Annotated in this window: 20 protein-coding genes, 1 pseudogene and 1 riboswitch; of the genes and pseudogenes, 16 read left to right on the top strand and 5 right to left on the bottom strand. The window is 70.6% G+C overall.

Translation table 11 applies throughout. The features are described from left to right. Positions 1-5 precede the first annotated feature (5 nt). Positions 6-1409, bottom strand: a complete 1404-nt coding sequence (locus Sfulv_RS06890) for a cysteine desulfurase/sulfurtransferase TusA family protein (RefSeq protein ID WP_173312790.1) — start codon at positions 1407-1409, stop codon at positions 6-8. A gap of 269 nt (positions 1410-1678) precedes the next feature. Here Sfulv_RS06890 and ctaC point away from each other — a divergent pair, with 269 nt between their 5' ends. The 4 genes from ctaC to Sfulv_RS06870 all read left to right on the top strand — a co-directional run bounded on the left by ctaC (position 1679) and on the right by Sfulv_RS06870 (position 6168). Then, the gene (ctaC, locus tag Sfulv_RS06885; RefSeq protein ID WP_173312788.1) at positions 1679-2647 is read left to right on the top strand and encodes an aa3-type cytochrome oxidase subunit II; all 969 of its coding nucleotides are present in this window, start codon (positions 1679-1681) and stop codon (positions 2645-2647) included. Continuing rightward, positions 2644-4380: an aa3-type cytochrome oxidase subunit I gene (gene ctaD / locus Sfulv_RS06880; protein WP_173312786.1), complete on the top strand. Its 1737-nt coding sequence runs from the start codon at positions 2644-2646 to the stop codon at positions 4378-4380. The genes ctaC and ctaD overlap by 4 nt, the downstream gene beginning before the upstream one ends. Then, complete coding sequence (locus Sfulv_RS06875) at positions 4377-4775, top strand: cytochrome c oxidase subunit 4 (protein WP_173312784.1); 399 nt, start codon at positions 4377-4379, stop codon at positions 4773-4775. Before ctaD ends, Sfulv_RS06875 begins: the two co-directional genes overlap by 4 nt. 133 nt (positions 4776-4908) lie before the next feature. Continuing rightward, a complete protein-coding gene (locus Sfulv_RS06870; protein ID WP_173312782.1) occupies positions 4909-6168 on the top strand; it encodes a L,D-transpeptidase in 1260 nt (419 codons plus the stop codon). 55 nt (positions 6169-6223) lie between these two features. On the opposite strand, the gene Sfulv_RS06865 is transcribed toward Sfulv_RS06870, so the two are convergent. Continuing rightward, a complete protein-coding gene (locus tag Sfulv_RS06865; RefSeq protein ID WP_173312780.1) occupies positions 6224-6625 on the bottom strand; it encodes a DNA-binding transcriptional response regulator in 402 nt (133 codons plus the stop codon). Positions 6626-6812: 187 nt separating this feature from the next. On the opposite strand from Sfulv_RS06865, the gene ctaE reads away from it, so the two are divergent. The 6 genes from ctaE (at position 6813) to Sfulv_RS06835 (ending at position 13921) form a co-directional block, all read left to right on the top strand. Next, positions 6813-7433 (top strand): aa3-type cytochrome oxidase subunit III, encoded by a 621-nt coding sequence (ctaE, locus tag Sfulv_RS06860; RefSeq protein ID WP_173312778.1) that lies wholly within the window; start codon positions 6813-6815, stop codon positions 7431-7433. Positions 7434-7488: 55 nt separating this feature from the next. Then, on the top strand, positions 7489-8298 hold the full coding sequence (gene qcrC, locus Sfulv_RS06855; RefSeq protein ID WP_173312776.1) for a cytochrome bc1 complex diheme cytochrome c subunit: 810 nt from the start codon (positions 7489-7491) through the stop codon (positions 8296-8298). Next, positions 8295-9347 (top strand): cytochrome bc1 complex Rieske iron-sulfur subunit, encoded by a 1053-nt coding sequence (gene qcrA / locus Sfulv_RS06850; protein ID WP_173312774.1) that lies wholly within the window; start codon positions 8295-8297, stop codon positions 9345-9347. The genes qcrC and qcrA overlap by 4 nt, the downstream gene beginning before the upstream one ends. Further along, a complete protein-coding gene (qcrB, locus tag Sfulv_RS06845; protein WP_173312772.1) occupies positions 9344-10969 on the top strand; it encodes a cytochrome bc1 complex cytochrome b subunit in 1626 nt (541 codons plus the stop codon). The genes qcrA and qcrB overlap by 4 nt, the downstream gene beginning before the upstream one ends. A 121-nt stretch (positions 10970-11090) precedes the next feature. Next, complete coding sequence (gene trpD / locus Sfulv_RS06840; protein WP_173312770.1) at positions 11091-12155, top strand: anthranilate phosphoribosyltransferase; 1065 nt, start codon at positions 11091-11093, stop codon at positions 12153-12155. 82 nt (positions 12156-12237) lie between these two features. Beyond that, positions 12238-12354: riboswitch (SAM riboswitch) on the top strand. A gap of 190 nt (positions 12355-12544) precedes the next feature. After that, a complete protein-coding gene (locus Sfulv_RS06835; protein WP_173312768.1) occupies positions 12545-13921 on the top strand; it encodes an aminotransferase class V-fold PLP-dependent enzyme in 1377 nt (458 codons plus the stop codon). 10 nt (positions 13922-13931) lie between these two features. Here the strand turns inward: Sfulv_RS06835 and Sfulv_RS06830 are convergent, their stop codons facing one another. Next, on the bottom strand, positions 13932-14213 hold the full coding sequence (locus Sfulv_RS06830) for an Lrp/AsnC family transcriptional regulator (RefSeq protein ID WP_003969641.1): 282 nt from the start codon (positions 14211-14213) through the stop codon (positions 13932-13934). Positions 14214-14424: 211 nt separating this feature from the next. On the opposite strand from Sfulv_RS06830, the gene Sfulv_RS06825 reads away from it, so the two are divergent. The 5 genes from Sfulv_RS06825 (at position 14425) to Sfulv_RS06805 (ending at position 19940) form a co-directional block, all read left to right on the top strand. Then, complete coding sequence (locus Sfulv_RS06825) at positions 14425-14667, top strand: hypothetical protein (RefSeq protein ID WP_015608051.1); 243 nt, start codon at positions 14425-14427, stop codon at positions 14665-14667. Between the two features lie 35 nt (positions 14668-14702). After that, complete coding sequence (locus tag Sfulv_RS06820; protein WP_173317647.1) at positions 14703-16064, top strand: NYN domain-containing protein; 1362 nt, start codon at positions 14703-14705, stop codon at positions 16062-16064. 294 nt (positions 16065-16358) lie between these two features. Then, the gene (locus Sfulv_RS06815; protein WP_173312766.1) at positions 16359-17387 is read left to right on the top strand and encodes a C40 family peptidase; all 1029 of its coding nucleotides are present in this window, start codon (positions 16359-16361) and stop codon (positions 17385-17387) included. Positions 17388-17635: 248 nt separating this feature from the next. Further along, positions 17636-18664, top strand: a complete 1029-nt coding sequence (locus Sfulv_RS06810) for a C40 family peptidase (protein WP_173312764.1) — start codon at positions 17636-17638, stop codon at positions 18662-18664. A gap of 16 nt (positions 18665-18680) precedes the next feature. Continuing rightward, positions 18681-19940 carry a hypothetical protein gene (locus tag Sfulv_RS06805; RefSeq protein ID WP_173312762.1) on the top strand — a complete coding sequence of 420 codons (1260 nt, stop codon included), beginning with the start codon at positions 18681-18683 and terminating at the stop codon, positions 19938-19940. Here the strand turns inward: Sfulv_RS06805 and Sfulv_RS06800 are convergent. Continuing rightward, complete coding sequence (locus Sfulv_RS06800; RefSeq protein WP_173312760.1) at positions 19916-21166, bottom strand: glycosyltransferase 87 family protein; 1251 nt, start codon at positions 21164-21166, stop codon at positions 19916-19918. The two genes, Sfulv_RS06805 and Sfulv_RS06800, sit on opposite strands and share 25 nt — an antisense overlap. Before the next feature lie 101 nt (positions 21167-21267). On the opposite strand from Sfulv_RS06800, the pseudogene Sfulv_RS06795 reads away from it, so the two are divergent. Next, positions 21268-22409, top strand: a pseudogene (locus tag Sfulv_RS06795) (glycosyltransferase family 4 protein). A 79-nt stretch (positions 22410-22488) separates the two neighbouring features. Here Sfulv_RS06795 and Sfulv_RS06790 read toward each other — a convergent pair. Continuing rightward, complete coding sequence (locus tag Sfulv_RS06790; RefSeq protein WP_173312758.1) at positions 22489-24285, bottom strand: AMP-dependent synthetase/ligase; 1797 nt, start codon at positions 24283-24285, stop codon at positions 22489-22491. Positions 24286-24412: the final 127 nt, after the last annotated feature.

Below are 24412 nucleotides of genomic sequence, written 5' to 3'. Positions count from 1 at the left end.
GCGGCTCAGTGGAGCCGGCGGACCAGGTAGGCCGAGCCCCGGTCCGCGGGCTCCTCACCCGCGTACTCCTGTCCCCGCATCTCGCACCACGCCGGGATGTCGAGCCGCGCCGCCTCGTCATCGGCGAGGACCGTCACCGTGCCTCCCACCGGTACGTCTCCGATCACCTTTGCGAGTTCGATCACCGGGACCGGGCAACGCCTGCCCAGCGCGTCGACGACGAGCGTCTCCGTCGCGGCGGGGGAGGGGGAGAAGGAGAGGGACGGGGTCGCCGCGGAGGCCGGAGCGCCCAGCCGCTCCCGTACGCCGGACACCACCCCCGGGAGCACGTCCAGGAAGCGGTCGACGTCCGCCTCGGTGGTCCCCAGGGGCAGCGACACGCGGACGTTCCCCTCCGACAGCACCCCCATCGCCCGGAGCACATGGCTCGGCACCAGGGTGCTGCTGGTGCAGGACGAACCGGACGATACGGAGAAGCCGGTTCGGTCCAGCTCCTGAAGGACGGTCTCTCCGTCGACATAGAGACAGGAGAAGGTCACCAGGTGCGGCAGCCGTCGCACCGGGTCGCCGACCACCTCCACATCGGCCACCAGTTGCGGCACCCGTGTCCTGATCCGGTCCACCAGGGCCCGCAGCCGTACAGCCTCGGCGGCCGACTCGGCCCGCACCGCCCGCAGCGAGGCCGCCGCCGCCACGATCGCCGGAAGGTTCTCGAACCCGGCGGCGCGCCCCGACTCCCGCTCGTCCGCAGGCCCCTGAGGGGCGAACCTGACCCCCTTGCGCACGGCCAGCAGGCCCACGCCCGCCGGACCGCCCCACTTGTGGGCACTGGCGGCCAGCAGCGACCAGCCGTCCGGCACCCGCCCCCAGGCCAGTGACTGCGCCGCGTCCACCATCAGCGGGACTCCCGCCGAGCCGCAGATCCCGGCGACCTCGGCCACCGGCTGCTCGGTGCCCACCTCATGGTTGGCGGACTGCAGGCAGGCCAGCGCGGTGTCCTCGCGAAGGGCGTCGGCGAACGCCTCGGGGCGGACCGCTCCGGACCGGCTGACGGCCACCTCGGTGCACGAACCGCCCGCCGCCTCGTGGGCGGCGGCGGAATGGAGCACCGACGAGTGCTCGACCGCGGACACGACCAGATGGCGGCCGACACGCCGACGCCCGGAAAGCGCCCCGGCCATCGCGGAGTGCACCGCCCGGGTTCCCGACGAGGTGAACACGAGCTCGTCCGGGCGGCACCCGACGGCCTCCGCGGCGGCCTCCCTGGCCGCGTCCAGCAGCATCCGGGCCCGCCGCCCCTCCCGGTACAGCCTGGCCGGGTCCGCCCAGCCCTCGTCGAGGGAGGCGAGCAGCGCCTGGCGGGCGATGGGGTGCAGGGGGGCCGATGAGGCGGCGTCGAAGTAGGGCACGGCGCCACGCTAGCCCGCGGCCGGGCGTACAGGGGGAGGGGGAGACCCGTCCCGGCAGGGGAGGGGGCGTCAGATGGTTCCCGGAGGCCAGGATTCCACCCCTTCGGGGCGCCGGACGGCGCGTTGGGCACCCTCCCCGCGCGACCCCGGATAGCGTCCAGTAGGGTTTGGTCCGCATAAACATCCAAACCCCTGCCCGCGTCAGGGCCGGCGACCGACCAGAGACGGGCGCGCCGACCGTGCGGGCGAGACTCTCGGGAAGGCGCTACGTGAGTCCCAACGGCTCCGACCGCTCGTCGCGGCGCCCGATGCGGCGGAAGCTGCCGCAGGTGCTGACTGCGGGCCTGGTTCTGGCGACGGCCTCAGGTTGTTCGTACAACTGGGAAGATTTTCCCCGCCTCGGTATGCCCACACCGGTAACGGAAGAGGCCCCTCGGATCCTCTCCCTCTGGCAAGGCTCGTGGGCGGCAGCGCTCGTCACGGGTGCCCTTGTCTGGGGGTTGATCCTCTGGAGTGTCATCTTCCACCGGCGTTCGCGCACCAAGGTGGAGGTCCCTCCGCAGACCAGGTACAACATGCCCATCGAGGCGTTGTACACAGTGGTTCCCCTCATCATCGTCTCGGTGCTGTTCTACTTCACCGCACGCGACGAATCGAAGCTCCTGGCGCTTGAGGACAAGCCCGCCCACACCATCAACGTGGTCGGCTACCAGTGGAGCTGGGGCTTCAACTACATCGAGAAGGTGGAGGGCCAGCCCTCCGCCGGCAGCGAGATCCCCAAGGAGCTCGCCTCCATCCCCGACCGGTTCCGCGAGGACTTCCCCGAGGGCGCCGGCGGCGTCCACGACGTGGGCGTCCCCGGCGACCGCAACCCCCAGAACGGCAACCCGGGCCCGACCCTGTGGCTGCCGAAGGGGGAGAAGGTCCGTTTCGTCCTGACTTCCCGTGACGTCATCCACTCCTTCTGGGTGGTGCCGTTCCTCATGAAGCAGGACGTCATTCCGGGCTACACCAACGCGTTCGAGGTCACTCCCAACCGGGAGGGCACTTTCAAGGGCAAGTGCGCCGAGCTCTGCGGCGTCGACCACTCCCGGATGCTCTTCAACGTCAAGGTCGTCTCCCCGGAGCGTTACCAGCAGCACCTCAAGGAGCTGGCGGAGAAGGGTCAGACGGGCTACGTGCCGGCAGGCATCGAGCAGACGGACCCGGCCAGGAATGCGGAGACGAACAAACTGTGAGCATCCTCAACGAACCTCAGGGTGCCGAGGCAGCAGACGACTCGTACGAGGACGAGCTGCCGGTGCGGCGCAAGCAGCCGGGAAACGTCGTCATCAAGTGGCTGACCACCACTGACCACAAGACGATCGGCACGCTCTACCTGGTCACCTCGTTCGCGTTCTTCTGCATCGGCGGGATCATGGCGCTCTTCATGCGCGCCGAGCTGGCCCGTCCGGGCACGCAGATCATGTCGAACGAACAGTTCAACCAGGCGTTCACGATGCACGGCACGATCATGCTGCTGATGTTCGCGACGCCGCTGTTCGCCGGATTCGCCAACTGGATCATGCCGCTGCAGATCGGCGCGCCCGACGTGGCGTTCCCGCGGCTGAACATGTTCGCGTACTGGCTGTACCTCTTCGGCTCGATCATCGCGGTGGCGGGCTTCCTGACCCCGCAGGGCGCGGCCGACTTCGGCTGGTTCGCCTACTCCCCGCTGTCGGACGCCGTCCGCTCGCCGGGTGTCGGCGCCGACATGTGGATCATGGGTCTGGCCTTCTCGGGCTTCGGCACGATCCTCGGCTCGGTCAACTTCATCACCACGATCATCTGCATGCGCGCGCCCGGCATGACGATGTTCCGGATGCCGATCTTCACCTGGAACGTGCTGCTGACCGGTGTGCTGGTCCTGCTCGCGTTCCCGGTCCTGGCGGCCGCGCTCTTCGCGCTGGAGGCGGACCGTAAATTCGGTGCGCACATCTTCGACGCGTCCAACGGCGGAGCACTGCTCTGGCAGCACCTCTTCTGGTTCTTCGGCCATCCAGAGGTGTACATCATCGCCCTGCCGTTCTTCGGCATCGTCTCCGAGGTGATTCCGGTGTTCAGCCGGAAGCCGATGTTCGGCTACATCGGCCTCATCGCGGCGACCATCTCCATCGCGGGTCTCTCCGTGACGGTCTGGGCGCACCACATGTACGTGACGGGCGGCGTGCTGCTGCCGTTCTTCTCGTTCATGACCTTCCTCATCGCGGTGCCCACCGGTGTGAAGTTCTTCAACTGGATCGGCACGATGTGGAAGGGCTCGCTGTCCTTCGAGACCCCGATGCTCTGGGCCGTCGGCTTCCTGATCACCTTCGCCTTCGGTGGTCTGACCGGCGTCATCCTGGCCTCGCCCCCGATGGACTTCCACGTCTCCGACTCGTACTTCGTCGTGGCGCACTTCCACTACGTGGTGTTCGGCACCGTGGTCTTCGCGATGTTCTCCGGATTCCACTTCTGGTGGCCGAAGTTCACGGGCAAGATGCTGGACGAGCGGCTGGGCAAGATCACGTTCTGGACGCTGTTCGTGGGCTTCCACGGCACGTTCCTGGTGCAGCACTGGCTCGGTGCCGAGGGAATGCCGCGACGGTACGCGGACTACCTCGCCGCGGACGGCTTCACCGCGCTGAACACGATCTCGACGATCTCCTCGTTCGTGCTCGGCCTGTCGATCCTGCCGTTCTTCTACAACGTGTGGAAGACCGCCAAGTACGGCAAGAAGATCGAGGTCGACGACCCGTGGGGCTACGGCCGTTCGCTGGAGTGGGCCACGTCCTGCCCGCCGCCGCGGCACAACTTCCTCACGCTGCCGCGGATCCGTTCCGAATCCCCGGCGTTCGACCTGCACCACCCGGAGATCGCGGCGCTCGAACAGCTCGAGTACCACTCCGAGGCCGACAAGGCCGTCGTCGGCGGCAAGGAGGCAGGCAAGTGAAGATCCAGGGCAAGATGTTCATCTGGCTGAGCGTCTTCATCCTCGCCATGGCCATCACGTACGGCGTGTGGTCCAAGGAGCCGGTCGGTACCACCGCCCTGTTCCTGTCCTTCGGCCTCTCCGTCATGATCGGCTTCTACCTGGCCTTCACGGCCAACCGGGTCGACGCGATGGCCCAGGACAACAAGGAGGCCGATGTCGCGGACGAGGCCGGCGACGTGGGGTTCTTCTCCCCGCACAGCTGGCAGCCGCTCTCGCTGGCCATCGGCGGCGCGTTCGCCTTCATGGGCGTCGTCTTCGGCTGGTGGCTGCTCTACTTCTCGGCCCCGATCCTGCTGATCGGTCTCTTCGGCTGGGTCTTCGAGTACTACCGGGGCGAGAACCAGACCCAGTGACACCGCACCACCCGTAGGACCCGTACCACCTCGCAAGGGGCCCGGCCCGCTCAGTACCGAGCGGGCCGGGCCCCTTCGCTCGTTTGCAGTCATTGAACGCGCTGGATCGGATGAATCTTCTTACGTTGAGTTCATGACGCACACGCCGCGCACCCGCACCGTAGTGAGCTGCAGTCTGGTGGTCGTGACCCTGGTCGCGGCTGCGACCGCCTGTGGCGGGCCGGATGGTCATCCGCTGTCCGCCCGGCCCTTCGACGCCGCCGGGCAGGTGTCCTTCAACGGCCCCTCCGGCAAGGAGAAGGCCGATCCGGACAAGCCTCTCGAGATCACCGTCAAGGGCGGGGACGGCCGCATCACGGACGTGACGGCGGTGGACGCCGAGGGCCGCCACCTCGCCGGCGAGCTCGCCGCCGACGGGAAGCGCTGGCATTCGACCGCCCCCCTGGCCGCCGGCGCCCGCTACACCGTCAAGGTCTCCACCGAGGACGAGGACGGCGCGCCCGGCAGCCGTACGCTCTCGTTCGGCACCGCATCGCCCAAGAGGCTGCTGAAGGTCTCCTTCGGCCCGGAGAAGGGCACCTACGGCGTCGGACAGCCCGTCACGGCGGAACTCAGCGCCCCGGTGAGGGACAAGGCGGCCAGGGCCACCGTGGAGCGCGCGCTGAAGGTCAGGTCGACCCCCGCCGCCACCGGCTCCTGGTACTGGGTCGACGACAAGAACCTGCACTACCGCCCGCAGGAGTACTGGCCCGCCGACGCCACCATCGAGGTGCGCAGCAACCTCGCGGGCATCAAGGTGACCAACTCCCTCTACGGCGCGGCGGCGAAGCCGCTGAAGCTCACCACCGGGGACCGGATCGAGGCCGTCACCGACGCCTCGGCCCACACGATGACGGTGAAGCGCAACGGGGAAGTCATCAACACCATTCCGGTGACCACGGGCAAGCCCGGCTTCTCCACCCGCAACGGCGTCAAGGTGGTGCTGGGCAAGGAGTACTACGTACGCATGCGCGGTACGAGCATCGGCATCGCCGAGGGTTCGTCCGAGTCGTACGACCTGCCGGTGTACTACGCGACCAGGGTCACCTGGAGCGGCGAGTACGTGCACGCCGCCCCCTGGTCGACCGGTTCCCAGGGCAACGCCAACGTGAGCCACGGCTGCACGGGCATGAGCACGGACGACGCGGAGTGGTTCTTCGAGACCGTGCGCCAGGGCGACATCGTCAAGGTCGTCGGAAGCATCGGCGACACGATGACGCCGTTCGACAACGGCTTCGGGGACTGGAACCTGTCCTGGGAGAAGTGGCAGAAGGGCAGCGCGCTGCACAACGGCACGCCCGACAGCCCGGCCGGGAACACCGTCCAGGCGGCGCGGCTGCGCCCCCACGTCTGACACGGCCGGAGTGCGCCGCCCCTCGGCGGGACGGCGCACGGACGGCCGGAACCCCTCAGGCGTCCACGGAGAGCCTGCCCCGCAGCAGGGCCGCGAGGGCGTCGGCGAACTCGACCGGCTCGACCGGCAAAGTCACCGCGGCGTCCGCGCGGCTCCAGGTGGCCAGCCAGGCGTCCTGCGGGCGCCCGATCAGCAGCAGCACCGGCGGGCAGCGGAAGATCTCGTCCTTGATCTGCCGGCAGACGCCCATACCGCCCGCGGGGGCGGTCTCGCCGTCCAGCACGCAGACGTCGACGCCGCCGTCGTCCAGGGCGGCGAGGACGGCCGGCAGGGTCGCGCACTCGACGAACTCCACCGGGGGCACGTCCGCCGCCGGCCTGCGACCCGCTGCCAGCCTCACCTGCTCGCGGGTGTTGGCGTCGTCGCTGTAGACCAGGACCGTGGCGGTCGGCTGCATTGTTCCTCCGTGACATCTGCGTCTTCGGGGCTCTCCGGGCATGAACCGATGGGCGGATCGTACTCCGACCCACAGCCTGTCAGCACCGGTGACGACACCGATTCGATGGGCCGTCCGGGGAGGAGACACGCGACGGACACACCGAACGGCACCCCCGGGAGTGAGGGCGGGATAAGCGACCGACATAATGTCGGTCGTGGCGACAGCAACGACAGTAGAAACCGGGCACGCGCACCCGTCGGTCAATCGGCCGAACCTCACCAGCGTCGGAACCATCATCTGGTTGAGTTCCGAGCTGATGTTCTTCGCGGCCCTCTTCGCGATGTACTTCACCCTGCGATCGGTGATGGGACCGGATCACTGGAAGGAGATGGCTCATCATCTGAACTTCCCGTTCTCGGCGACGAACACCACGATCCTGGTGCTCTCCTCACTCACCTGCCAGCTCGGCGTCTTCGCCGCGGAGCGGGGCGACGTGAAGAAGCTCCGCACCTGGTTCATCATCACGTTCGTGATGGGTGCGATCTTCATCGGAGGCCAGGTCCTGGAGTACACCGAGCTGGTCAAGGACGCGGGGCTCTCCCTGTCGTCCGACCCGTACGGCTCGGTGTTCTACCTGACCACCGGCTTCCACGGTCTGCATGTGACAGGCGGTCTCATCGCCTTCCTGCTGGTTCTCGGCAGGACGTACGCAGCCAGGAGGTTCACCCACGAACAGGCCACCGCCGCCATCGTCGTGTCCTACTACTGGCACTTCGTCGACGTCGTCTGGATCGGCCTGTTCGCCACGATCTACATGATCAAGTAACCGGGCTCGCACCCACACACCATCGACGCAGAAGATCCTGACACCGGGGTAATCCGTGAAAAAGCTCTCCGCACGACGACGCCATCCGCTGGCGGCGGTCGTCGTACTACTCCTCGCGCTGGCGGCTACCGGGGGGCTGTACGCCGTTTTTGCGCCTGCGGGTAAGGCGCAGGCAGACGAAACCGCCCAGTCCCTCGCTATCGACGAGGGCAAGAAGCTCTACTCCGTAGGCTGCGCCAGCTGCCACGGAACCGGCGGTCAGGGCACCACCGACGGGCCGTCCCTCGCGGGCGTCGGCTCCGCCGCCGTCGACTTCCAGGTCGGTACGGGCCGTATGCCGGCACAGCAGCCGGGCGCCCAGGTACCGAAGAAGAAGGTCGTCTACACCCAGGCGGAGATCGACCAGCTCGCGGCGTACGTCGCGTCGCTCGGCGCCGGTCCGATCACGCCGACCGAGAAGCAGGTCAGCCCCGACGGCGCGGACATCGCCCGTGGCGGCGACCTGTTCCGTACCAACTGCGCGCAGTGCCACAACTTCACCGGAGAGGGCGGCGCGCTCACGCACGGCAAGTACGCCCCGAGCCTCGAAGACGTGAGCCCGAAGCACATCTACGAGGCCATGCAGACCGGCCCGCAGAGCATGCCCTCCTTCCCCGACACCACGATGCCGGAGCAGCAGAAGCGGGACATCATCGCGTACGTCAAGGCCGTGAACGGAGAAGACTCGGCGAGCCCCGGTGGGCTGGCCCTGGGTGGTCTCGGTCCGGTCAGCGAGGGTCTCTTCGGCTGGATCTTCGGACTCGGCGCACTGATCGCAGTTGCCGTTTGGGTCGCGGCCCACACCGCTAAGGCCAAGAAGTCATGAGTAGCCAAGAGATTCCAGAAGAGATCCTGCCGGTCGAGCAGGGCACCGCGCACGGCGCGGTGACGGTGGCGGACGACCCCTTCGCCGACCCGGGACTGCCGGCCCACAAGCCGCGCGTCCAGGACATCGACGAGCGGGCCGCGAGGCGCTCCGAGCGCGCGGTCGCGTTCCTGTTCACGCTGTCCATGCTGGCGACGGTCGCGTTCATCGCGTCCTACGTCGTCTTCCCGGTCGACCAGATCGTCTACATCTGGCCGTTCGGCCACGTGAGCGCGCTGAACTTCTCCCTCGGTATGACCCTGGGACTGGCGCTCTTCTTCATCGGCGCGGGCGCCGTCCACTGGGCGCGCACCCTGATGTCCGACGTGGAGACCGCCGCCGAGCGTCACCCGATCGAGGCCGAGCCCGAGGTCAAGGCGCAGGTCCTCGCGGACTTCGCGGCCGGTGCCGCCGAGTCCGGCCTCGGCCGGCGCAAGCTGATCCGGAACACCATGTTCGGCGCGCTGGCCCTGGTGCCGCTCTCCGGCGTGGTGCTGCTGCGCGACCTCGGTCCGCTGCCGGAGAAGAAGCTCCGCACCACCATGTGGAGCCGGGGCAAGCAGCTCATCAACATGAACACGATGGAGCCGCTGCGCCCCGAGGACATCGTCGTCGGCTCGCTGACCTTCGCCATGCCCGAGGGCCTGGAGGAGGACGCGCACGACTTCCAGACGCAGATGGGCAAGGCCGCCCTGATGATCGTCCGGATCGAGCCGGACGACATCAAGAACAAGCGTGAGCGCGAGTGGGCCCACGAGGGCATCGTGGCGTTCTCGAAGATCTGCACCCACGTCGGCTGCCCGATCAGCCTGTACGAGCAGCAGACGCACCACGTCCTCTGCCCGTGCCACCAGTCCACCTTCGACCTCTCCGACGGCGCCCGCGTCATCTTCGGTCCGGCCGGTCACCCTCTTCCGCAGCTGCGGATCGGTGTGAACGATGAGGGCAACCTCGAGGCGCTGGGTGACTTCGAAGAGCCCGTCGGTGCTGCATTCTGGGAGCGCGGATGAGTACTGCGACAGACACGAAGCGCAAGGCGCCCGCCGGTGAGCGGGTGGCCGACTGGGCGGACGGCCGGCTCGGCATCTACGGCCTGGCCAAGGCCAACATGCGCAAGATCTTCCCGGACCACTGGTCCTTCATGCTCGGGGAGATCGCCCTCTACAGCTTCATCATCATCATCCTCACGGGTGTGTATCTGACGCTGTTCTTCCACCCCAGCATGAACGAGGTCGTGTACCACGGCTCGTACGAGCCGCTGCAGGGCATCCGGATGTCCGAGGCGTACGCCTCGACGCTGCACATCAGCTTCGACGTCCGCGGCGGCCTGCTCGTCCGGCAGATCCACCACTGGGGCGCGCTGATCTTCCTGGCCGCCATGTTCGTGCACATGATGCGCGTCTTCTTCACGGGTGCTTTCCGCAAGCCGCGTGAGGTCAACTGGCTGTTCGGCTTCCTGCTGTTCGTCCTCGGCATGTTCACCGGGTTCACCGGCTACTCGCTCCCGGACGACCTGCTGTCGGGCACCGGTGTCCGCTTCATGCAGGGCGCCGTGCTGTCGGTGCCGGTCGTCGGAACGTACCTCTCGATGTTCCTGTTCGGCGGGGAGTTCCCCGGCGTCGACTTCGTCGCCCGGTTCTACTCCGTCCACATCCTGCTGCTGCCGGGCATCATGCTCGGGCTCGTGGTAGCCCACCTGATCCTGGTCTTCTACCACAAGCACACGCAGTTCGCGGGTCCCGGCAAGACGAACAAGAACGTCGTCGGCATGCCGCTGCTGCCGGTGTACATGGCGAAGGCCGGAGGCTTTTTCTTCCTGGTCTTCGGCGTCATCGCCATCGTCTCGGCGATCGCCTCGATCAACCCGATCTGGGCCCTCGGCCCGTACCGCGTCGACCAGGTGTCGACCGGCGCGCAGCCCGACTGGTACATGGGCTTCTCCGAGGGGCTCATCCGGGTGATGCCGGGCTGGGAGATCAACCTGTGGGGCCACACGCTCGTCCTGGGCGTGTTCATCCCGCTGATGGTCTTCCCGCTGGTCCTGGTCGTGATCGCGGTCTACCCGTTCCTCGAGTCCTGGGTCACCCGCGACAAGCGGGAGCACCACATCCTTGACCGCCCGCGCAACGTGCCCACCCGCACCGCGTTCGGCGTGGCCTGGATCACCTGGTACTTCGTGCTGCTCGTCGGTGGCGGCAACGACGTGTGGGCCACGCACTTCCACCTGTCGATCAACGCCATCACCTGGTTCGTGCGGATCGCGTTCTTCGTGGCTCCGGTCATCGCGTTCATCGTGACCAAGCGGATCTGCCTCGGCCTCCAGCGCCGCGACAGGGACAAGGTGCTGCACGGACGTGAGTCCGGCATCATCAAGCGCCTGCCGCACGGTGAGTTCGTCGAGATCCACGAGCCGCTCAGCCCCGGCCAGCTGCACACGCTGACCGCGCACGAGCAGTACCAGCCGGCCGAGATCGGCCCGGCGGTCGACGAGAACGGTGTCAGGCGCAAGGTCTCCCCGGTGGAGAAGCTGCGCGTCAAGCTGAGCAAGGGCTACTACGGCGAGGACGGCCAGATCGCCAAGCCCACCGCCGAGGAGTACAAGGAGATCACCAGCGGCCACGGCCACCACTGATCATCCGAACTGATCGCCACGCCGAGAGCCCCGTCCATCGAGTGGACGGGGCTCTTCGCCGCTCTCCGGGCTGGATAGGGTGGAGCCACCCCTTATCGGCTGTGGACCCCAGGAGCGGACCATGAACGTTGTGACCCCGGACGGCGGCGACAGCGTGGCGGCTCGTTCCTGGCCGGGCGTGCTCAACCCGCTGCTCCGCCGCGAGGACCTGACGGCGGACGACACCGCGTGGGCCATGGACCGCATCATGAGCGGCGAGGCGACCGACGCGCAGATCGCGGGATTCGCCGTCGCGCTGCGGGCCAAGGGCGAGACGGTCGACGAGGTCACCGGGCTCGTACGGACGATGTACGCGCACGCCAACACCATCCACGTACCGGGCCGTACGGTCGACATCGTGGGGACCGGCGGGGACCTGGCCAAGACGGTCAACATCTCCACCATGTCGGCGATCGTCCTGGCGGGAGCCGGAGCCAAGGTCGTCAAGCACGGCAACCGCGCGGCCTCGTCGGCGAGCGGGGCGTCCGACGTCCTGGAGAAGCTCGGCGTCAACCTGGAACTGACGCCGCAGCGGGTCGTGCAGGTCGCGGAGGAGGCGGGCATCACCTTCTGCTTCGCCGTCAAGTTCCACCCCGCCCTGCGGTACGCGGCCAAGGCCCGCAGGGAGCTCGGCGCGCAGACCACGTTCAACATCCTGGGCCCGCTCACCAACCCGGCCCAGGTGCGCGCCCAGGCCGTCGGTGTCGCCGATCTGCGGATGGCGCCCATCGTGGCGGGCGTGCTCGCCGGCCGCGGCAACTCCTCCCTGGTCTTCCGCGGCGACGACGGCCTCGACGAGCTGACCACCACGGCCACCTCGCGGGTCTGGGTGGTCCGGGACGGGGCCGTGCGCGAGGAGGCGTTCGACCCGCGCGACGTGGGCCTGGAGCTGGTGCCGGTGGAGGCCCTGCGCGGCGCCGACGCCTCGTACAACGCGGACGTCGCCCGCCGGCTGCTGGACGGCGAGAAGGGCCCGGTACGGGACGCCGTGCTCCTCAACACCGCGGCGGCCCTGACCGCCCTGGACGCGGGCCCGGGCACGCTGAACGAGCAGATCGCCGCCGGGATCGTCCGTGCCACGGAGTCGATCGACTCCGGCGCGGCCAAGAGGGCGCTGGAGCGCTGGGTGGCGGCCAGCAACGCCTGAACGGGTGCGGTGGGCACGGGGCGCGGTCCGGATGCCGGACCGCGCCTTGCGCGTGCCGGTACGTATGGCAAGATACTGCGCAGGTCATGAGTGACAGCGAATAGGCCCCGGCTCGCTGTCCGGCAACCCTCCGTCCGTGGCGGGGTGCCCCGGGTGAAGACCAGGCCGTAGGCAGCGAGGTCTACGGCAAGCGCGGGCCCCTCGGCATCTGTGCATGCCAACCCCCGGGGTCCTGGTCCCCAGGGAGCCTTCTGTGAGCAAGCGAATGCGTTAGGGCCATCGGGTCTCCACGGCTCTCCGGCCCTCCTCCGCGCACCCTCTTCCCTTTCCCCGCGCTGCCGTGTTCACGTCGGCGCGCGGAACTCGCCTGCCTGTCACGGGAGTTCGCCATGTCCGTCTCCACCGCTGCCCTCGACCAGTCCGTCCGCGCCCCGCTGCCGGTCCTGGGCAGGGACGTCACCGTTCCGCTGGTCACGGGCGGAGAGGTCACGTACGCCGCCCTCGACTACGCGGCCAGCGCCCCGGCGCTCCAGCGGGTCTGGGACGACGTCGCCGCGTACGCCCCGTACTACGGCAGCGTCCACCGGGGCGCCGGCTACCTCTCGCAGCTCTCCACGGACCTCTTCGAGAGCAGCCGCAGGACCGTCGCGGAGTTCCTCGGCTGCCGGGCCGGCGACCAGGTGGTCTTCACCCGCTCGACGACCGACTCGCTCAACCTGCTCGCCGCCGCTCTTCCGGCCGGCTGCGAGGTGTTCGTCTACGAGACCGAGCACCACGCCTCGCTGCTGCCGTGGCGCGACGCCCGCGTGACCTACCTCGACGCCCCCCGTACGCCGGGGGAGGCCGTCGAGGCGCTGGAGCGGGCGCTCGCCGGGCGCGACCCCCAGGGCCCGGCGCTGGTCTGCGTCACCGGAGCCTCCAACGTCACCGGCGAGCTCTGGCCGGTCAGGGAACTGGCCGCCGCCGCCCACGCCCACGGCGCGCGGATCGTGCTGGACGCCGCGCAGCTCGCCCCCCACCACCCGGTGGACATCGCCGGGCTCGACGTCGACTGGGTCGCCTTCTCCGGGCACAAGCTGTACGCCCCGTTCGGCTCGGGAGTCCTCGCGGGCCGCGCCGACTGGCTCCAGGACGCGGAGCCGTACCTGGCCGGCGGCGGGGCCTCGCGCAAGGTCGCCCGCCGCGCGGACGGCGGCGTGGACGTGGAGTGGCACACCACCGCCGCCCGCCACGAGGCCGGTTCCCCCAACGTCATCGGCGTCCACTCCATCGCCTCCGCCTGCAAGGCGCTCACCGAGGCGGGCTTCGACACCCTCGTCGCCCGTGAGCAGCACCTCGTCTCGGTGGTCCGCGCCGGACTGGCCGAGGTCCCCGAGGTCCGGGTGCTCTCGCTGTTCGGCGACGACGCCCCGCGGGTCGGCGTCATCTCCTTCGTCGTCGAGGGCTGGAACAGCTCGCACTTCGCCGCCGCGCTCTCCGCGGAGTACGGGATCGGCGTCCGCGACGGCCTGTTCTGCGCCCACCCGCTGGTGAAGACCCTGCTGGGCGGCGGCCCGCAGGAGCCGGGCGAGTGCGGTGCTCCCGAGGCCGCTCCTGGCGAGCGGTCGCTGAACGCGATCCGGGTCAGCTTCGGTGCCGGTACGCCGGACGAGCACGTCGAGCGCTTCGTACGGGCGGTCAAGGAGCTGGTCCGCGACGGCGCCCGGTGGCAGTACCGCACGGAGGACGGGCGCTGCGTCCCGGACCGCGGAACGGCTCAGGTCTGAGCGGACACCCTCAGGCGTCCAGGCCGATCGCGAACGCCGCTTCGAGGTCGTGCTGCGAGTACGTACGGAACGCCACGTGCGTGTCCGTCCCCTCGACGCCGGGGATCTTGCTGATCCGGCCGGGGATGACATCGGCGAGATCGTCGTGCCTGGCCACGCGGACCATGGCGATCAGGTCGTAGGTGCCGGTGACCGAGAAGACCTCGCTGACACTGTCCAGCGCGGCGATGGCCTCGGCGATCTCCGGAATGCGGTCCACACTGGTCTTGATGAGCACGATCGCGGTGATCACGGCTGGCTATCTCCCTCGGTGGCCGTGGCTGGAGACCTCACTCTAGCCCCACGGCGGTAGCACACCCAGGCGTGGAGGAACCCGGCGGCGAGGCCCGTGACGCATGACGTACCCGGGGAGAACGGGGCAGGCCGCCTCGCCGTGTCCCCGGGTATACCCGAGGCCGTAGGGTTACGGCAGGACTCGACGAACGACGAAAGAGGGCGCGACGATGACGACGGTTCCGCTGCCGACCGACGGGACCCGCTGGCGCTGCACGCTCTGCGGAAACCTCACCCGGTTCGACGTGACCCGCTCCTCCAAGGTCGTGGAGTACGTCCATCTGGACCTGGCCGGGGAGTCGAGCGTCGAGGAGCGCGAGGTGGTCAGTGAGACCATCGAGTCGGTGCGCTGCCGCTGGTGCAACGCGGTGGACCAGATCGAACTGGTAGACAGGCCCGGCGCCGCCTCCTGACGGGGCCGCGGACAGACATATTGGGGTGACGGATGGTGGAGCAGCCGACTAGCGGCGCCGATCCGGCCGATGAGGCCGAGGGCGCCGTCGAGGCACTCGACCGCCCGCTGCCCGAGGGGGTGCGCCGCCGGGTCATCGCGCTGGTCTCGGACGCGTTCGGCGGCCTCACCGTCGGCGAACTCCCCGCTCAGCTGAGACAGTACGCCCGTTTCACCCCGACCCGGCGAGCCAAGTTCGCCGGGAACGCGATGGCCGCGGCGCTGGAGAGCGAGCCGGCGTTCCGCCGCCGCATCGGGGAGCGGATCGCCCAGGCCCAGCCCGAGCTGGCCGCGACGCTGGAGGCCGGGGCGCCGCCGGCGGCCGCCGATCCCGTCGACGTGGCCGCCGCGGCCTATGTGCTGCGGCCGGCCGGCTGGGTCAAGCTCGTCGAGGCAGCGGGCGAAGAGGTGCAGCGGGCCGACGCCGAGCGGGCCGACGAGGAGACCCGGCGCGAGCTGGACCGGCTGCGCGAGGAGCTGGCCCAGGCCCGCAGCCAGACCAGGAGCGAGACCGAACGGCTGCGCGCCGAGCTCGAAGCCGCCCGCAAGGAGGCCGAGTCGCTCCAGCGCAAGCTCCGCAGCGCGCTCAGCGAGGTGAAGCGCAGCGAGGCCGCCCTGCGCCGCGGTGGCGCCGAGGCCGAGGCGGTACGGGCCGAGGCCGCGGCCCGGGTCTCGGCCGCCGAGAGCGAGTCGCGGCGGCTGAAGGCCCGGCTCGGTGAGGCGGAGGCATCCGTCGAGGCGGGCCGGCGGGCCGCGAGGGAAGGGCGCTCGGTGGAGGACATGCGGCTGCGGCTGCTGCTGGACACCGTGCTGGAAGCGGCCCAGGGGCTGCGGCGCGAGCTGGCCCTGCCGCCCTCGTCGAGCCGTCCCGCCGACGGTGTCGAGGCCGTCGAGCCCGGCCGGATGTCTCCCAAGGACATCGCCGCCAGGGCCCTTTCGGAGACCGACCCCGCCCTGCTGGACCAGTTGCTCGCGCTGCCCCAGGCGCATCTGATCGTCGACGGCTACAACGTGACCAAGACCGGATATCCGCAGATGCCGCTGGAGAAGCAGCGGTTGAGGCTGCTGGGCGGGCTCTCGGTCCTGGCGGCCCAGACCGGTGCGGAGATGACCTGTGTCTTCGACGGGGCGGAACTGGCCGCTCCGGTGCTGCTCGCGCCGCCGCGCGGCGTGCGGGTGCTCTTCAGCAAGGCCGGCGTGACCGCCGACGAGCTGATCCGGCAGCTGGCCCGCGCGGAACCGTCCGGCCGGCCCGTCGTGGTGGTCTCCACCGACCGCGAGGTGGCCGACGGGGTGGCGAAGGCGGGCGCGAGGCCCGTCACGTCCGCCTTGCTCCTGAAGCGGCTTTCGCGCGTCTGATGCCTTGTGTCCCCTCATGGGTGGCATGCCGGGATTTCTGGGAACGTACCGTCAATTTGTGGCTACGGGCGGTGTGATGTGACCAAAGAAGTACCTGACGTGGCGAGATTTTGCTCGCGAGGATTTGAACTGATCACAAGTTGGTCACTAAGGTCAGCCCTCGAACCTTCGCACGGTTGATCACCCATCCGGGGTGGCAGCGAAGGAACCGCCGAGTCCGTGACGTACACGGAGCCGGGGAATCACCTCCCCCACAGCCCGGTAGGCGGCTCGAGGAAGAAGGAGCTCGCCTTCGTGGCGTCCCACCGTCGTCCCAAGCAGCCGAGCCGCATCCGCGTGACCGTGCTCACCGCTACCGCCGCTGCTGCCGTGGCTCTGACCTCCCAGGCGGCGCATGCCGACCCCAAGCCGACCAAGGACGAGGTCAAGGCAGAGGTCGACAAGCTCTACCACGAGGCCGAAGCGGCCACGGAGAAGTTCAACGGGGCCCAGGAGCAGCAGGACAAGCTCCAGGAGCAGGTCGACGCACTCCAGGACAAGGTCGCCCGCGGCCAGGACGAGCTCAACACCCTGCGCGGCGAACTCGGTTCGCTCGCCACCGCGCAGTACCGCTCCGGCGGCATCGACCCCTCGATCCAGCTCTTCCTCGCCTCGGACCCCGACAGCTTCCTCGACAAGGCGTCGGCGCTCGACCAGCTGACGGCCAAGCAGGCCGAGTCGCTCCAGAAGATCCAGAGCAAGCAGCGCACCCTCGCGCAGCAGCGCAAGGAGGGCCAGGAGAAGCTGGCCGACCTCGCGGACGTGCGCAAGGCGCTCGGCGAGAACAAGAAGAAGTACCAGGGCAAGCTCGCCGAGGCCCGGCAGCTCCTCAACACCCTGACCGCGGCCGAGCGCGCCAAGATGGCCCAGGACGATCAGCGCGCCAGCCGCGCGGCCGGCGAGCGGGTCGAGCTGGGCAACGAGGTCCCCGCGTCCGCGCGGGGCGCGGCCGCTCTCGCCGCCGCCGCCACCAAGGTGGGAACGCCGTACGTCTCCGGCGCCGAGGGCCCCGGCTCCTTCGACTGCTCCGGCCTGACCCAGTGGGCGTACGCCCAGGCCAACGTCCAGCTGAGCCGGGTCACGTACACCCAGATCAACGACGGTGCCCGGGTCGGGCGCAGCGCGCTGAAACCGGGTGACCTGGTCTTCTTCAACAACACCTCGCACGTGGGCCTGTACGCGGGCAACAACCAGGTCCTGCACGCTCCCTACCCGGGTGCTTTCGTCCGTTACGAGTCGATGGGCTACCTGGGTTCGTTCCAGTTCGGCGTCCGTCCCAGCTGACGCCCGAACGGGCGAACCGCAGCCCACTTCGCTGACGCCCCGCCCCGCCGGAGACCGAGGTCACCGGCGGGGCGGAGCCGTTTCCCGGCCCCGCGCCACCCGGCGCGGTCTTTGGCCGCCGGGTAGCCGTCCGATTACTGTCTGTCTGCTGTGCGGTTCCCGGTCGTCGTTCCGCCCGTCCGGGCGGCAGGGGCCGCGCACCGTCCGCGTCCTTCGCGGGCGGGTACGCGGAAGGGAGTACGGCTTTCGTGGTGTCCCATCGCCGTTCCACACCGTCCGGCCTCAACAGGACCGTCCGGGTCACGGTCCTGTCGGCCGCCGCGGCGACCGCCGCGGCCACCCTGGGCGCCCCCGCGAGCGCCGAGCCGCAGGGCACGCACGAGGCGACCAAGGCCCGTGTCGACCGGCTGTACGCCGAGGCCGAGAAAGCCACCGAGCGCTACAACGCGGCCGGGGAGAAGGCGGACCGGCTGCGGGGCGAGGTGGCCCGGGCGCAGGACACGGCGGCCCGGGGCCAGGAGGGCATCAACCGGATGCGTACGGCCCTCGGTTCGCTGGCGGGCGCCCAGTACCGCACGGGCGGCATCGACCCCACGGTCGCACTGCTGCTCTCCTCCGACCCGGACACCTTCCTGGACCGGGCCGCCACCCTCGACCGGCTGACCGCACGCCGCACCGTCGAACTGCACCGGCTCCAGCAGGCTCAGCGCACGGTCGCCCAGACCCGCGCGGAGGCCACCAGGTCCCTCGCCCGGCTGGAGAGCAGCCGGGCCGCCGTCACCCGCCACAAGCGGACCGTGGAGGCCAAGCTGGCCGAGGCCCGGCGGCTGCTGCACTCCCTGCCCACCGAGGAGCGGGAGACCCTCGACCGCACCTCCCGCTCCGGGCGCGAGGAGCCGGCCCCGGACCTCGCGGACGAGGCCCCGGGGTCGGGAAGGTCCCTGGCCGCCCTCGCGGCGGCCAGGCACGCGCTCGGGCTCCCGTACGTCTGGGGTGCCAGCGGACCCACCGGGTTCGACTGCTCCGGCCTCATGCAGTGGGCGTACGCCCAGGCCGGGGTCAGCCTCCCGCGCACCTCCCAGGCCCAGCGCCACGCCGGCCGGATGGTGCCGCTCTCCGAGGCCCGCCCCGGGGACCTGGTCGCCTACCGAGCCGACGCGAGCCATATCGGGATGTACGCGGGCGACGGCCAGGTGATCCACGCCCCCTACCCCGGCGCCCCGGTGCGCTACGACCCCGTCGGCATGATGCCCGTCTCCTCGGTCACCCGCCTGTGACCGTACGATCGGCTGGATGGCTCTTCAGAGGCGATCCCCATGGCGGGAGCGGGCCCGGGCACGGCGCACGGCGGGCGCCGTGCTCGCCGGGCTGCTCCTCGCGGCCGCCTGCTCGGCCCCCGGTGACCCGGCCCGGGACACGGCCGCGCACGAGATCCGCGCCACCCTCGACCGCCGCGCGACGGCGGTCCTGAACCACGACCCCGCCGGCTACCTGGCCGTGCTCGCCCCCGGGGCCGGGGCCCTGCGGGCCGCGCAGCGCGCGGAGCTCGCCAACCTCGCCGACGTGCCGCTGAAGTCGTGGTCGTACGAGCTGAAGGCCGTGACGCCGGGCGGCGCGGGCCGGGCCAGGGCCGACGTGGAGCTCCGCTACCGGATCGACGGCTACGACCGGGCCCCGGTGTCCGCGGCCCGCACCCTCGAACTGACCAGGAACGGCGCCGACGGGCGCTGGTACATCGCCGCGGACCGTCCCGGTGAGGGCGCCGCCGGCCAGCTGTGGCAGCAGGGCGACGTCCAGGTGGTCCGGGGCAGCCACAGCCTCGTCCTGGGTGTGGGCCGCTCCCAGGCCGAACTGCGCGGGGTCGCGGGGGCCGCCGACCGGGCCGTACCCGACGTCAGCGCCGCCTGGCCCGAGCCCTGGGTCCGCCGCGTGGTCGTGCTCGTACCGGACTCGGTGGAGGGCATGGCCCGGCTGCTGGGCTCGCCCGCGGCGAGTTACCGGGGTATAGCGGCGGTCACCACCGGTGAGGTCGGGGGGTCGGGCAGGACGCCCGGTTCTGCGGACCGGGTGATCGTCAACCCGCAGGCGTACACGATGCTCGGAGCGTCCGGGCAGCAGATCGTGCTCACCCACGAGACCACCCATGTCGCGACCCGGGCCCGGACCTCCGCGGCCACGCCGGTCTGGCTCTCCGAGGGGTTCGCCGACTGGGTCGCCTACCGGGACGGGAGCCGCCCGGCCGACCTGGTCGCCCCCGAGCTGGCCGAAGCGGTCCGCGGCGGCGAACCGCCCGCCGGGCTGCCCGTCGACGCCGACTTCGAGTTCGGCGGCGACGCGGGGAGGCTCGCGCGGGCGTACGAGGGGGGCTGGACGGCCTGCGAGCTCATCGCGGACCGCTGGGGCGAGGAGAAGCTGATCGCCTTCTACAGAGCCGTGGGAGGCCATCCCGGGCGGGACGGGGCGGTGGAGCACGCCCTGCACACGGTGCTCGGCACGACACAGCGGGAGTTCACCGCGAGCTGGCGGGACTACCTGGCCGACCGGCTCGGCTGACGGCTCCGCGGGCCGTCGGCGCGATCCCCGGGAAGCGCCTCGCCCGCCCCGGCCGGTACGGTCTCCCGCCACAGCCGCAGCCCGGCGGTGAGCGTCGCGGCCACCAGGAGCCCGTTGCGCAGGAGCAGCAGCCCCACCCCCACGCCGTCACTGGCCACGACATGGGCGAAGCCGAGCGGGAACTCCAGCAGCGTGACTCCCGTGGCCACCAGCACCAGAGAGGCGGGCAGCACCATCCGGCTGCCCCGGAACACCAGGCAGACGGCGGACAGACCCACCAGCCACAGCATGTACTGAGGGCTGATGACCCGGCTGGTGGCCGTGAACAGCAGGACCGCGGTGAACGCCGCGTCCGCCGGGGTGCGCACCGTGAACGTCCGGGCCCGCAGCCGCCACACCAGGAGCCAGCCGAAGGCGAGCAGCGTCAGCCCCATCGCCAGCGTGGACACCAGCGGCACGTACGGGCCGGTGAACTCCATCGAGCCGTAGCGCAGCTCCACCCCGCCCTGCCAGCCGAACTGCCGGGCCACGTGGAACACCAGCGCCCCCAGCGACTCGATCTCGGTGCCCCGGTCCCGCTGGAACGACAGGAACGCGAACGCACCGGGCAGCGCCGCCGCGCACAGCACCGCCAGGGTCACCGCCGCGGCCGCCGCGGACGTCCACGCGCTCCGGCCGGCACGCCCCCGCGCCGTACCCACCAGCAGCAGCACGGGCCACACCTTCAGCAGCGCCCCGAAAGCGGCCAGCGCCCCGAGCACCCGCGGGCGGCGCACCCCGGCCAGCAGCGCCGCCACCGCGACCGCGGTGACCATCAGGTCGTAACGGGCGTACGCGGTGGGGCCGAGCAGCGGCACCCCCGCCACCCACACCCAGGCCCCCGCGCCGCTCCGGCCCGGCCCCCGCCGCGCGTACAGCAGCAGGCCGATGACCAGCGCGTCGCAGAGCAGGACCAGGACGTAGAAGGCCGAGGGGTAGTCCAGGAACGGCAGCAGGGCGGGGGAGAGGACGGCGAGCGCGGCGGCGGGAGGGTACTGCCAGGTGACGTCGTCCACCGGGTAGGTGCCGCTCCTCAGCACCTCGTACCAGCCGTGGTAGATCGCCGACACATCGCTCGTGACGTCCGGCCCGGGGACCGTGAGGACCTTGAGGACGCAGAGCAGCAGCACCGCTCTGGTGAGGGCCCACACCGCGAGGGGCAGGCGTGTACCGGTCGCTCCCGTCATGACTGCCCCATCCTGGTCCGGCGGCGCTCGCGGAGAGCCATGATGCCGGGCGGGACGGTGCGGGAGCGGGGAGGCGGGGCCGTTCGGTACTGTCGGCGGCGATGGACAAGACCCTGATCGTGACGAACGACTTCCCGCCCCGGCCCGGTGGTATCCAGGCGTTCCTGCACAACATGGCGCTGCGCGTGGACCCCGCGCAGCTCGTCGTCTACGCCTCCACCTGGAAGCGCGGCGCCGAGGGTGCCGCGGCCACCGCCGCCTTCGACGCCGAGCAGCCCTTCACGGTCGTGCGCGACCGCACGACGATGCTGCTGCCCACCCCCGGGTCACCCGGCGGGCGGCCCGGCTGCTGCGGGAGCACGGCTGCTCGTCCGTCTGGTTCGGCGCCGCGGCCCCGCTCGGTCTGATGGCACCGGCCCTGCGCGGGGCCGGTGCGCGGCGGATCGTCGCCACCACCCACGGGCACGAGGCGGGCTGGGCCCAGCTGCCCGCCTCCCGGCAACTGCTGCGCCGCATCGGTGAGGGCACGGACACGATCACCTACCTCGGCGAGTACACCCGCTCCCGGATCGCCTCCGCACTCACCCCGTCAGCGGCGGGCCGCATGGTGCAGCTGCCGCCCGGGGTCGACGAGAAGACCTTCCACCCGGGGTCGGGCGGCGACCGGGTCAGGGCGCGGCTCGGGCTCTCGGACCGGCCCGTCGTCGTCTGCGTGTCGCGCCTGGTGCCCCGCAAGGGCCAGGACACCCTGATCCTCGCCATGCCCGCGATCCTCGCGCGGGTGCCGGACGCGGTGCTCCTGATCGTGGGCGGCGGACCGTACGCGGGGGAGCTGAGGAAGCTGGCCGCCGAGACGGGGGTGACGGACTCGGTGCGCTTCACCGGGCCGGTCCCCTGGGAGGAGCTGCCCGCCCACTACGGGGCCGGTGACGTCTTCGCCATGCCGTGCAGGACCCGGCGCGGCGGCCTCGACGTCGAGGGCCTGGGCATCGTCTACCTGGAGGCGTCCGCGACCGGCCTGCCGGTGGTGGCGGGCGACTCGGGCGGCGCGCCCGACGCGGTGCTCGACGGCGAGACCGGCTGGGTGGTACGCGGCTCATCGGCCGAGGAGTCGGCCGACCGGATCGTCACCCTGCTCGGCGATCCGGAGCTGCGGCGGCGGATGGGGGAGCGGGGCAGGGCGTGGGTCGAGGAGAAGTGGCGCTGGGACCTGCTCGCGGAGAAGCTCAAGGCGCTGCTCTGAGCACCTGACGGGGCGTCAGCGGTGAAGCGTCAAGGGCCCGTCCCCACCCCGGGGGACGGGCCCTTGACGCTTCACCGTCTCAGGAGCGGTAGATGGACTCGACCTCGTCGGCGAAGTCCTTCGCCACCACGTTCCGCTTCAGCTTCAGCGAGGGCGTGATGTGACCGGCCTCCTCGGTGAACTGGGCTGCCAGGACGCGGAACCTGCGTACGGACTCGGCCTTGGACACCGCCGCGTTGCCGTCGTCCACGGCGCGCTGCACCTCGGCGAGCAGCTCGGGGTCATCGCGCAGCGACAACGCCGTCGAACCGGCGGGCTTGCCGTGCTCCTCGGCCCAGCGGCTCAGGAACTCCTCGTCCAGCGTGAGCAGCGCGCCCACGAACGGACGGCCGTCGCCGACCACCATGCACTCCGCGACCAGCGCGTGCGCGCGGATGCGGTCCTCGATCACGGCGGGGGCGACGTTCTTGCCGCCCGCCGTCACGATGATCTCCTTCTTGCGGCCGGTGATCGCGAGGTAGCCGTCCTCGTCGAGGGTGCCGATGTCACCGGTGTGGAACCAGGCGTCGGCCAGCGCGTCGGCCGTGGCCGCCTCGTTCTGCCAGTAGCCGGTGAACAGGTGCTCGCCGTGCAGCAGCACCTCGCCGTCGTCGGCGATCCGCACGACCGAACCGGGCAGCGGCTGACCCACCGTGCCGATCTTCTGCCGGTCCCACGGGTTGAACGCGGTGGCCGCGCAGCTCTCGGTCAGGCCGTAACCCTCCAGCACCGTGAAGCCGATACCCCGGTAGAAGTGCCCGAGCCGCTCACCGAGCGGCGCACCGCCCGAGATGGCGTACTCGCCCCGGCCGCCGAGCACGGCGCGCAACTTGCCGAAGACCAGCTTGTCGAAGACCTTGTGCCTGATCCTGAGGCCGAAGGCCGGGCCCTGCGGGGTGCCCAGCGCGCGGCTGTACGCGATCGCCGTGTCGGCCGCCCGGTCGAAGATCCTGCCCCTGCCGTCCGCCTGCGCCTTGGCGCGCGCCGAGTTGTAGACCTTCTCGAAGACCCGCGGCACCCCGAGGATCAGCGTCGGCCGGAAGGCGGCCAGCTCATCGGTGAGGTTCTTGACGTCCGGTACGCAGCCGAGCTTGATGGGGGCCATCACCGAGGCGACCTCGACCAGCCGCCCGAAGACGTGCGCCGCGGGCAGGAAGAGGAGTACGGAGCACTCGCCGGTACGGAAGAGGGGTTTCAGGCGCTCCACGACGTTGCCGCACTCCGCGAAGAAGCTGCGGTGGGTCAGCACGCAGCCCTTGGGGCGGCCCGTGGTGCCGGAGGTGTAGACGATGGTGGCCGGGTCGTCGGCCCTGGCGCTCACCGTGCGCAGATCCATGGTCTCGTCCGAGACCCGCGCCCCGGCGGCGGCCAGTTCGGCGACCGCGCCCCGGTCGATCTGCCACACGTGCCGGAGGCCGGGCAGGGCGTCGCGCACGGAGGCGACGGACTCGGCGTGGGCGTCGCTCTCCACGAGGACGGCGACGGCACCCGAATCACCGAGTATCCACTGGACCTGCTCGGCGGAGCTCGTCTCGTAGACCGGGACGGTGACCGCGCCGGCGCTCCAGATCGCGAAGTCCAGCTGCACCCACTCGTAGCGGGTGCGCGACATCAGGGCGACCCGGTCGCCCGGCTGCACGCCCGAAGCGATCAGGCCCTTCGCCGCGCTCCTGACCTCCGCGAGGAACTGGGTGGCGGTGACATCCGTCCAGACACCGGCCACCTTGCGGCTCATCACCGCGACGTCGGGATGCTGAGCGGCATTGCGGCGGATGAGATCCGTCAGGTTGCCGTCCGAGGGGACCTCGTACAGGGCCGGAAGGCTGAACTCGCGCAAGACTGCTGCTCCTCATCGGGCTCCGGTGCCACGGCTCTGTGCGACGCACCGGATGCGGTCCAAGACTGGAGGTGCTCCGTGGGGTGAGCACGACTGGACTGCCCGGACGTTACCCACCGGTACGCAG

The sequence above is a fragment of the Streptomyces fulvorobeus genome (genome assembly GCF_013167895.1).
GTDB lineage: Bacteria > Actinomycetota > Actinomycetes > Streptomycetales > Streptomycetaceae > Streptomyces > Streptomyces fulvorobeus.
This window is presented reverse-complemented; position numbering and strand designations above follow the sequence as displayed.

Coding starts and splice junctions, on each gene's coding strand:
- Sfulv_RS06870 (WP_173312782.1), top strand. CDS start 4,909: ATGACGCACACGCCGCGCACCCGCACCGTAGTGAGCTGCAGTCTGGTG.
- Sfulv_RS06865 (WP_173312780.1), bottom strand. CDS start 6,625: ATGCAGCCGACCGCCACGGTCCTGGTCTACAGCGACGACGCCAACACC.
- ctaE (WP_173312778.1), top strand. CDS start 6,813: ATGTCGGTCGTGGCGACAGCAACGACAGTAGAAACCGGGCACGCGCAC.
- qcrA (WP_173312774.1), top strand. CDS start 8,295: ATGAGTAGCCAAGAGATTCCAGAAGAGATCCTGCCGGTCGAGCAGGGC.
- qcrB (WP_173312772.1), top strand. CDS start 9,344: ATGAGTACTGCGACAGACACGAAGCGCAAGGCGCCCGCCGGTGAGCGG.
- trpD (WP_173312770.1), top strand. CDS start 11,091: ATGAACGTTGTGACCCCGGACGGCGGCGACAGCGTGGCGGCTCGTTCC.
- Sfulv_RS06835 (WP_173312768.1), top strand. CDS start 12,545: ATGTCCGTCTCCACCGCTGCCCTCGACCAGTCCGTCCGCGCCCCGCTG.
- Sfulv_RS06825 (WP_015608051.1), top strand. CDS start 14,425: ATGACGACGGTTCCGCTGCCGACCGACGGGACCCGCTGGCGCTGCACG.
- Sfulv_RS06805 (WP_173312762.1), top strand. CDS start 18,681: ATGGCTCTTCAGAGGCGATCCCCATGGCGGGAGCGGGCCCGGGCACGG.
- Sfulv_RS06800 (WP_173312760.1), bottom strand. CDS start 21,166: ATGACGGGAGCGACCGGTACACGCCTGCCCCTCGCGGTGTGGGCCCTC.